This is a genomic window from Terribacillus saccharophilus (assembly GCF_046592595.1).
Classification (GTDB): domain Bacteria; phylum Bacillota; class Bacilli; order Bacillales; family Amphibacillaceae; genus Terribacillus; species Terribacillus saccharophilus_C.
Map to the genome: position 1 here is coordinate 395,906 of NZ_JAWVPF010000003.1, position 7,973 is coordinate 403,878.

Annotated in this window: 8 protein-coding genes; 2 read left to right on the plus strand and 6 right to left on the minus strand. The window is 44.0% G+C overall.

Annotated elements, in window-relative coordinates; translation table 11 throughout:
* Positions 1 to 3 precede the first annotated feature (3 nt).
* From thpR to pepV, 3 genes are read right to left on the minus strand one after another with little or no spacing between them, the layout of a single operon-like run.
* Positions 4 to 555 (minus strand): RNA 2',3'-cyclic phosphodiesterase, encoded by a 552-nt coding sequence (gene thpR, locus SFC25_RS07065; RefSeq protein ID WP_411214581.1) that lies wholly within the window; start codon positions 553 to 555, stop codon positions 4 to 6.
* The gene (locus SFC25_RS07070; RefSeq protein ID WP_411214582.1) at positions 552 to 1,736 is read right to left on the minus strand and encodes an MFS transporter; all 1,185 of its coding nucleotides are present in this window, start codon (positions 1,734 to 1,736) and stop codon (positions 552 to 554) included. Before SFC25_RS07070 ends, thpR begins: the two co-directional genes overlap by 4 nt.
* Complete coding sequence (gene pepV / locus SFC25_RS07075) at positions 1,736 to 3,151, minus strand: dipeptidase PepV (protein ID WP_411214583.1); 1,416 nt, start codon at positions 3,149 to 3,151, stop codon at positions 1,736 to 1,738. Before pepV ends, SFC25_RS07070 begins: the two co-directional genes overlap by 1 nt.
* Before the next feature lie 168 nt (positions 3,152 to 3,319).
* On the opposite strand from pepV, the gene SFC25_RS07080 reads away from it, so the two are divergent.
* On the plus strand, positions 3,320 to 3,538 hold the full coding sequence (locus tag SFC25_RS07080; RefSeq protein ID WP_093879353.1) for a DeoR family transcriptional regulator: 219 nt from the start codon (positions 3,320 to 3,322) through the stop codon (positions 3,536 to 3,538).
* Between the two features lie 60 nt (positions 3,539 to 3,598).
* On the opposite strand, the gene SFC25_RS07085 is transcribed toward SFC25_RS07080, so the two are convergent.
* Both SFC25_RS07085 and SFC25_RS07090 read right to left on the minus strand, forming a co-directional pair.
* Complete coding sequence (locus tag SFC25_RS07085) at positions 3,599 to 4,321, minus strand: pseudouridine synthase (protein ID WP_411214597.1); 723 nt, start codon at positions 4,319 to 4,321, stop codon at positions 3,599 to 3,601.
* 3 nt (positions 4,322 to 4,324) lie between these two features.
* Positions 4,325 to 5,971: a putative polysaccharide biosynthesis protein gene (locus tag SFC25_RS07090; RefSeq protein WP_411214584.1), complete on the minus strand. Its 1,647-nt coding sequence runs from the start codon at positions 5,969 to 5,971 to the stop codon at positions 4,325 to 4,327.
* 108 nt (positions 5,972 to 6,079) lie between these two features.
* Here SFC25_RS07090 and SFC25_RS07095 point away from each other — a divergent pair, with 108 nt between their 5' ends.
* Positions 6,080 to 7,348 carry a BaiN/RdsA family NAD(P)/FAD-dependent oxidoreductase gene (locus SFC25_RS07095; protein ID WP_411214585.1) on the plus strand — a complete coding sequence of 423 codons (1,269 nt, stop codon included), beginning with the start codon at positions 6,080 to 6,082 and terminating at the stop codon, positions 7,346 to 7,348.
* Between the two features lie 49 nt (positions 7,349 to 7,397).
* Here the strand turns inward: SFC25_RS07095 and SFC25_RS07100 are convergent, their stop codons facing one another.
* Positions 7,398 to 7,928, minus strand: a complete 531-nt coding sequence (locus SFC25_RS07100) for a GNAT family N-acetyltransferase (protein WP_411214598.1) — start codon at positions 7,926 to 7,928, stop codon at positions 7,398 to 7,400.
* Positions 7,929 to 7,973: the final 45 nt, after the last annotated feature.

Sequence of the window (7,973 nt, forward strand, 5' to 3'; positions counted from 1 at the left end):
GGTTCACTCCTTCTCCAAATCTTTGACCAGTACCGGAACGTATTTCGGTCGTTTCCCAGGTTCGATCCGGTAAAGTGTCACCTTCTCAGCCAAGATAGGTACGGATAAATGTTTGTCCAGAAGCGGAAGCTGTCCATCCACTTTGCCTGATCCCCATTTCTTCCCGAGTGTGATATGCGGACGATACGGCCGGTTCTCAAGCTGGAAGCCAGCTGTCTGTGTGCTTGCAGTTACTTTTTGATGCAATGCTTGCAGCTGATCAAGCGGTTTTACCCCTGCCCATAAGACACGAGGCTGTTTCGGACTGCCAAAAGTATCTACTCCGACTACGTCCAAGGAAAATGCTTTGCCAAAATCATGCTCTTGCCAAGCTTCCTTTATTTTATCCACCTGCTCGTCTGTCGTCGCACCTAGGAATTGCAGAGTAATATGGAATTCCTCTGGTCTTGGCCAAAGCTTCATCGGCACATATTCCTTTAACTCGTCCTGCCACACAGCCAATTCTGCTTGAATAGATTCATCAGTACCTATACCAATGAAATAATGTGTACTCATGCTACTCCTCTTTTCCCTTTAGCTGTACCCCTCATCCTCTTCACGATAAACAAGATTCCAACACCAGTGAAAGTCGTCACAGCAAACAATGCATACATATGATATACAGTTGCAATCTCAAGGATCAAGCCACCCATCAAGTTGAAAAGCGCATTTCCAAGTCCAGTACCCACTGCGGAATAAAGCGCTATGGCAGTCGCTTGGACAGATGAAGGTGCCGTACTTCTGATGTAAAGCAATGCAGCTGGTACATAAAGTCCGATAGACAATCCCTGGATGATGGTTGTTATAAAGATGATGGTAAGGGATGGGTCGAACATATATAAAACCCATCTTGCGCCGGATACAGCCGCACTTAATATGACAACATGAAGAATGCTCATCTTCCCAATGATCCGGTGGGCAAGTTTCATGAACGGTGCCTCACTGCCTGCTCCTAGGAAGAAAGCGATGCCGACAGCGCTTAGTGTGCCTCCAGCTGCTAAAATGAATGTCCCGAAATAAAAATTATTTGCAAGTATTGGCCCGAATATAAGGAAATTGGATACAAGGAACAACATGAATGGGTTGTTTTTCCGTAACGTACGTAAGCCTTCTTTCATCGATACTGCCGCTATGTCATAGCCTTGACGCGGGAATTTACGCAACGCTGGCAATGCAAGCAACAGAAACAAGCCATATGCTATGAAAATGACATCCACTGTACCTACGAAATCTGTTATGTAACCCAACAGGAATGAAGCAACCGCAAATCCGATCGCTCCCCATAAACGAATGTTCCCGTAGACAAGCTTGTGCTGCTCGACAAAGCTTAGCGCCATACTGTCCGACAAAGGAATGACAGCCGCTTGGAACACAGCGATAGCCAGCATCCCGATCAGCAGCAATGCATAATGGTCATAAAATAAATAAATGAATGCAAGCGCCGCGGCAGCAGCTAATGCTGCTGCCAACAGACGCAATGGTTTCTGGGTATAATCGCTAAGCAGCCCCCAAACAGGCTCCATTACCGTGTTCACTAATGGAATTGCCGCCACTATCAAACCAACTAGCACTGGATCCAATTGTTTTTCTTCCTGCAGAAAAACAGCAAGCAGCGGAAATAATGATCCATTGGAAAGAAAAGCTGCTAAATAAAAGAATTGAAAAGATCTGTAAGTCTGCTTTGTCGTCGCTTGCATTAGTCGAGCTCATCCTTTGTCAGCAGATAAAGTGCTTCCGCATAGATAGCGATCGAACGAAGCATATCTTGAACCAAGATGTGTTCATCCTGCTGATGGGCACTGTCTGATCCGCCTGGGAATAGCGGTCCGAATGCCACCCCTTTTTTCATCGCCCGTGCATAGGTACCACCGCCGATTGCTAGGATATCGGATTGATCACCTGTTTGACGGCGGTACACATCAACTAATGTCTCAACTAGCGGATCATCCTTTTCCACATACAAAGAAGCCAAGTGAGACGTTTCCTGGAAACCGGCACCCGCTTGTGCAAGCTGTGCAAACAATTTCGAAGTAACTGAATCATATTCAGATGTAACCGGATAACGGATATTAACACCAATTTTCCACGCTTCCGCATCTTTCATGCTGAATTCCCCAAGATTGAGTGTCAAAGGACCAGATACATCATCAGTCAGACCCAAATCGATACCATTCCCATTGTAATCCTCGAATTTTTCGATAAGCCAGCTCAACTTGTCTGTCACATCCCCATGTAATGGCAGGCTCACTAAGAATTTGGCTAATGCCACTACTGCATTGATACCTTTTTCAGGTGTTGAACCATGAGCTGCTTTACCAGACAAGCTGAGCAGGATAGCATTTTCTTTGGCTTCAGCTTTGCCGCTGTATCCTTGGGCTTCCAGGAAAGCCGTGAATGCGTCTTTTACCTTCTCCAGACTCTCCCCAGTAAGATGGGCTTCCGCAAGCCCTGGAACCATATTCAGTGCTTTACCGCCTTCGAAACGTTCAAGTCGAAGCATGTCACTTTGTGCCGACGCAGGAGGCAGGGAAATATAACCATCGATAATTCCTTTTTCTGCATAGATAAGCGGAAAGTCTGCATCCGGCGTAAATCCTGTATCCGGCATTTCTTCATGCTGGAAGTAGTACGCCATGCACTGCCAATCACGCTCTTCGTCCGTGCCCATAATCAAACGGATGCGCTTCTTCGGTGCATATCCTAAATCTTTCAGTAATTTCATCGCAAAGTAAGCAGCTGCAACTGGGCCCTTATCATCCAATGTACCTCTGCCAAATAGTTGATCACCATCCAGTGTCGGATTGAAAGCGCCGTGCGTCCACTCTCCATCTGCAGGTACGACATCCAGATGACCAAGTACGCCAACCAACCCGTCTCCTTGTCCATACTCGATATGTCCAGCATAGCCATCGACATATCGAGTATGGAATCCTTCATCCTTGCCTACTTGTAAGATATATCGGAGGGCTTCATCAATTTTTTCGCCAAACGGCTGCTTGTCTGTTTTTGTCGATTCATCATAAACACTTGGAATGGAAACGAGCCCTTTCAGCACTTCCACATAAGCGTCTTTATAAAAAGAAGCCTTTTCATACCAATCGATTTTTTCCATTTCCTTCGCCTCCTGGTTTCTTATCAATAATTTTATTTACTTGTTAAGAATAGAATTAACAGAAAATTAAACCTATCTCCTAGCCATCTTTGCTTAATTATTGTAAAATACGGGTAGAAAGAGATTTAGAGCACCACCGATTCTTATGTAAAATTAAGGAGTGGTTTTTTGAATCAATCAACATCCCGAATGCTAAACCGTGTAAAAGCTGTCTATCTTTACATTAAGGAAAGGGACACAGTTTCTACTACTGAATTGGCTGAAGAATTTGGTATTACGGACCGTACGGTACAGCGTGATTTAAATGTGCTGGAGTATAACGGTTTAGTACAAAGTCCTCATCGGGGGGTTTGGTCAACGACCTCAAAAAAAGTCAAAATCTCTTGATTCAAATCGTACAACCTATGTAATAATTTCCTACTTAAGGCAAGCTGATCTGCACGCAGATCAGCTTTTTTTTGTATCCTGGATCAGTTTGCTAAGCTCATCATCAGAAAGTTCCCTGTATTCCCCCAGCTCAAGTTCTTCATCCAGCTTCAGGCTGCCCATGCTAAGACGCTTCAGATAGACAACCTCCATACCTACAGCCTCGAACATGCGCTTGATTTGATGAAACTTTCCTTCTGTTATCGTAACCTCTATCTCTGACACTGGACCTGCCTCCAAGATATGCAGGATAGCCGGCTTTGTCACATAACCATCATCAAGCGTTACCCCATGATGGAATTTATCTATCGTTTCTTCGGTGACTTCCCCTTCGATTCGAGCATAGTAGAGCTTCGGCACATGTTTCTTCGGTGATAAAAGCTGATGGGCAAGCGTCCCGTCATTCGTCAACAACAGAAGACCTTCTGTATCCTTATCCAACCGTCCGACTGGAAAAGGTTCGAATATCCGATCCTCCGGCTGCAGGATATCGACAACTGTTTCATCTCTTTTATCTTCCGTTGCCGAAACTAGACCAGGCGGCTTATGCATCATCAAATAGATGAATTCTCTGTACTCGACGGTCTCGCCATTGACTTGTACAATATCTTTCTTTTCATCCACATGGATGGACGGTGATTTGACTTGGGCGCCATTCACCGTAATCGCCCCTTGTTTGAGGAGCGACTTTACTTCTTTTCTGCTGCCGTATCCCATATTGGCAAGCAGCTTATCCATTCTCATCATTTAACCCTTCTTTCTTCTCAATAGACGATCTAAGAATCCAATCCGATTTCCGAGGACACGTTCAAGCAAAGTTGATTTATAGGAGAGAATCATATAAACTGATCCCCCAACCAATGCACAGACGAGTATGATCATTGCTGATGCAACTTGTCCATCCTGGAACGTTATCGCGAATCCCAGCAGATATTTTGTTAGCAGTACAACAGCAGACATGATTGCTGTAAATATCAATATCAGGATCGTCCGCTTTGCAAGCTGACGCACTGGGAACTTTAGTACATGCTTCATTTTAAGGAAGTTCAATACTGTCGCAATACCAACTGCCAGAGCAGTTCCAAAGATAGCGCCTTTTGCCCCGAACGCATGAATGAGCGGAATATTGAAGAATATCTTCACTAATAATCCTGCTGTCAAACTGATGACGGAGAAACGCTGTTCGTTTATCCCCTGCAAAATGGATGACGTTGTCGTGAACAAAGCAAACAGCAGTGCTACTGGTGCGTACCAAACCATAAGCGTTCCTGCTCCTATGTCAGGGTTGAGGACGGCTTCTGTACCGTAAAATGCTGTATAGGCTTCACTTCCTAATAACGCAATACCAATACTTGCGGGCAAAATCAAGAAAAGCACGATTTGTAACGATTGATTGATTTGCTGTAAATATAATTTGCGATCATCGGAGAAAAATGCACGGGTTATGGCCGGAACTGCTGCCAGTGATAACCCGATGGACAATGTCATAGGAATAGTGATGATTTTTTGACCGTAAAAGTTTATCACTCCAAAAATATCAACTGCCACGTCACCCTTTCCGATTGCTTCCAATGCTCGCGGCATCGTAAACTGATCGATGAACTGATACAGGGAGGTTGCTATCCCGGTTACAACGAATGGGCCTGCATAGCTTAGCAGTTCTTTGATGATCGTCTTATCCGACATAGCTGCCGGACGGACTGTCTGCTGTCTCATTCTCAGTTCCAGATGCGGTTTTCGGGCACGCCAATAGACATAGAGCACTGCACAGGAGGCAAGTGCACCGACAAAAGCTGCGAATGTCGCATATCCAACTGCTACTGCTATGTTTTCATTGAAGACATGCAGGGCAAGATAGACACTGAGCAATAAGAATACAATACGCGCTATCTGCTCTACTACAGTGGAAATAGCAGAAGGTCCCATGGACTGGTTCCCTTGGAAAAATCCTCTGACAATACTCATTGCTGGTATGATGAGGTTGGCGAAGCTGACTAGCTTAATTACATAAGCAACTGTGTCTGTCGTAAAACCAGATTTTCCATCTCCTACACTCCACTGTGCAATCAAGTCTGCCCCAAAATACATGATAAGGAACGCAGCAACACCTGTGACACCCATGATGGTGAAACCAGTCTTAAATACTCGCTGGCTTGTCCGATAGTCCTCCAGACCATTGTATTTGGAAACGAATTTTGAAACACCTAACGGAATACCTATTGTTGAGATACTGATCAATATATTATAAGGGGTATATGCAAAATTGAATAAAGCTCCCCCCGAAGCACCAACCAGTGCATTGAACGGGATAACATAGATGATCCCGAGTAACTTCGACAGGAAAGTAGCTGCTGTCAGCAGCAATGTCCCGCGAATCATTGTCGACAAAGCCATTATTTCACCTAACTCCTCTTTAAAATCCAATGAATCTATTTTATCATAAAGTAGACCTGATGGAAGAATTCCTTTGGATACCATCAGCAGAAAGGAAGAACAACCATTATGAATTATGATGTAGTAGTGATCGGCGGCGGTCCATCCGGACTTATGGCGGCTATTTCGGCAGCTGAGCATGGAGCCTCCACACTTTTGATTGATAAAGGGAAGAAGCTTGGCAACAAGCTTGCGATATCCGGAGGCGGGAGATGTAATGTCACGAACCGCCTGCCGCAGGATGAAGTAATCAAGCATATTCCCGGGAATGGAAAATTCTTGTACAGTGCATTTTCGATTTTTGACAATTACGATATAATTGATTTCTTCGAGAATCTCGGTGTGAAGCTGAAAGAAGAAGACCATGGACGTATGTTCCCGGTTAGTAACTCAGCAAAATCTGTAGTACAAGCATTGCTCAATCGCTTAGATACACTTCATGTCCGTATCCGCACAGAAGCACCTGTTAAAGCGATACATTATGGTGAACAAAGACATGAGATAATTTTGAAAGACGGGGAAAAGATCAGTACAGGTGCTGTCATTGTCGCTGTCGGCGGAAAAGCTGTACCTCATACAGGAAGTACAGGAGACGGTTATGCCTGGGCTAAGAAAGCAGGACATACCATCACAACACTTTACCCAACTGAAGTGCCTTTGCTTTCATCTGCTGCTTTCATCAAGCAAAAGCAGCTCCAAGGACTTGCTCTGCGCAGCGTTGCTGTCAGTGTACTGAACGAGAAGGGAAAAGCTATTATCACACATCAGATGGACATGCTATTCACGCATTTTGGTATTTCCGGACCAGCTGTACTGCGCTGTTCGCAGTATGTTGTGAAAGAACTGATGAAAGGCCGGAATGAAGTCGATATCCATATTGATGCAATTCCCGATAAGAAAGCACATACGTTAATGGAAGAAATGACAAACATGAGGGAGGAACAGCCGAAGAAGGCTTTTCGTAATCTAGTAAAGGGAATAGTACCAGAACGATATTTGGATTTTCTTTTAGAACAAGCGGCAATTCTTCCGGATACAAAAGCAGCAAATATTTCCCGGGAAAATGTTCAACAGTTTGTCAGCCTGCTTAAAGGCTTCACTTTCCCTGTGAATGGGTCACAGCCAATCGAAAAGGCTTTCGTTACAGGAGGCGGTGTTTCCGTAAAAGAAGTTGTACCTACAACGATGCAGTCTAAATTTATGCATGGATTATACTTCTGCGGAGAAATCCTTGATATCCATGGATATACCGGAGGATACAATATTACCTCTGCCATGGTAACAGGCAGAGTAGCTGGTATGCATGCAGCGTGGGAAGCTGCTTCTGTTACGAATTGAAAAATACCCTCCATCCTTCTGGGATGGAGGGTTTTCATATTGATATTCATTACTTGGGCGAGAATCTGGCCATAAGTAAAGTATCATAGTATTTGCCGTCACTCAATCTTTTATCATTTTTCAGACAGCCTTCGATTGCAAAACCATATGCTTCGTACAGACGAACGGCACGTTCATTTAATGCAAGAACTGATAAATTGATTTTATGTATTTCCTGCTTTTCAGACCACTCAATAATCATTTCCAGCATCTTTCTGCCTATACCACAACCCCAATACTCCTTTAAAATTGCAACGCCAAATGTCACTTGATGTGATAACCGCCTTAATTCATTACCTTCACATCTGCAGTAGCCAACTATTTCTTCCTTGTCACAAGCTACAAGACATAAATTGGTCAGCTTCTTCTGATCCTTGATTATCAATTCCTCGAAATCTTGGGATGATAAATATCCTTCTCCCTCTTCTCTATCCATATATTCTGTTTCTCCATCTGTTTTCACTCTAAGCTGCGCTAATGCTTTAGCATCTTCTACCTCAGCTTCACGTATGACAAGTTTTCTTAGTCTAGTATCTCCCATCCCAACATCCCCTTTTCTGCAACAAAAAATCCCTGATTTTATTAA

Coding starts and splice junctions, on each gene's coding strand:
- thpR (WP_411214581.1), bottom strand. CDS start 555: ATGAGTACACATTATTTCATTGGTATAGGTACTGATGAATCTATTCAA.
- SFC25_RS07070 (WP_411214582.1), bottom strand. CDS start 1,736: ATGCAAGCGACGACAAAGCAGACTTACAGATCTTTTCAATTCTTTTAT.
- pepV (WP_411214583.1), bottom strand. CDS start 3,151: ATGGAAAAAATCGATTGGTATGAAAAGGCTTCTTTTTATAAAGACGCT.
- SFC25_RS07085 (WP_411214597.1), bottom strand. CDS start 4,321: ATGAGAATGGATAAGCTGCTTGCCAATATGGGATACGGCAGCAGAAAA.
- SFC25_RS07090 (WP_411214584.1), bottom strand. CDS start 5,971: ATGGCTTTGTCGACAATGATTCGCGGGACATTGCTGCTGACAGCAGCT.
- SFC25_RS07095 (WP_411214585.1), top strand. CDS start 6,080: ATGAATTATGATGTAGTAGTGATCGGCGGCGGTCCATCCGGACTTATG.
- SFC25_RS07100 (WP_411214598.1), bottom strand. CDS start 7,928: ATGGGAGATACTAGACTAAGAAAACTTGTCATACGTGAAGCTGAGGTA.